The following is an 826-nucleotide window of genomic DNA, read 5'->3' as shown; positions in this document are numbered from 1 at the left end:
CCCAGATAAATAATAGTTCACTGCTGGAGTAGTGGCTCTTGGATACTACTTGTCTCGAGGTATAGCGCGTAATAAGAAACACTATGTAACAGTCAGGTGGGAAACAAAGGATCATCGGTGAGCATCCGGGATTTCCACATGTGAGCACCGCTTCTGCCGGTCCTTCATTCGCTAACGGTTTATCATGGGCGCCACCCGCCTCAGGCAAGCCTTACCCTCGGAGCCAGACGTTCAATGCCCACTGTCATGCTGTTGCAAAACCCGCCGCCGGAATTCATTCGAAGCCAGATCCAGCAGATGGTCGTCGACTACGTGACTGACATCAGCCTGGTCGCCATTGCGCCGAGCAATCCGCTGTACAACCTTTATCAATACGGTGTGGGTTACGAGGTGCACCTTTACCTCAACGCCATGGATGGCTCAGGCAGCATGGCGGTCGAGCTGATCGTGGCGCTGGACGATGAAAACCCTGAAACGGTGCTTGGCTTTCTGCTTTACCTGCCTGTCCAGAACGACCCCTATGCCTGCGCTGTGGCTTACATGGCGGTTCGGGAGAGCCATCGTGGTCAGGGCATTGCACGCTCCATGCTGGACAAAATGGTCAGCCGATACCCGCATGCCGAGCTGTACTGCGTGGTCGATAAAGTGCCGTACTTCGAGTCTCTGGGTTTTCAGGTGTTGGGCGCGCGAGGGCCACACGTCATCATGAATACGCGCGATCATGGCACGCAGGGACTGCTGGCGGTGATGGACATCGCGCCGATCTACCGTTCGGTCGAGGTCCGACAGATTCATGCGTACCTGCTCAAGCAGCATGGAGACAAGG

Annotated in this window: 1 protein-coding gene; it reads left to right on the top strand. The window is 55.7% G+C overall.

Annotation, left to right across the window (positions count from 1 at the left end; translation table 11 throughout):
- Nucleotides 1-234: 234 nt before the first annotated feature.
- Nucleotides 235-826 (top strand): GNAT family N-acetyltransferase (locus BZK31_RS27905; protein WP_102136530.1); only part of this gene is annotated, 592 nt, incomplete at its 3' end.

Source organism: Pseudomonas floridensis (assembly GCF_002087235.1).
GTDB lineage: Bacteria > Pseudomonadota > Gammaproteobacteria > Pseudomonadales > Pseudomonadaceae > Aquipseudomonas > Aquipseudomonas floridensis.
Note: the sequence above shows the minus strand (reverse complement) of the source record. Positions and strands in the feature narration are given on the sequence as shown.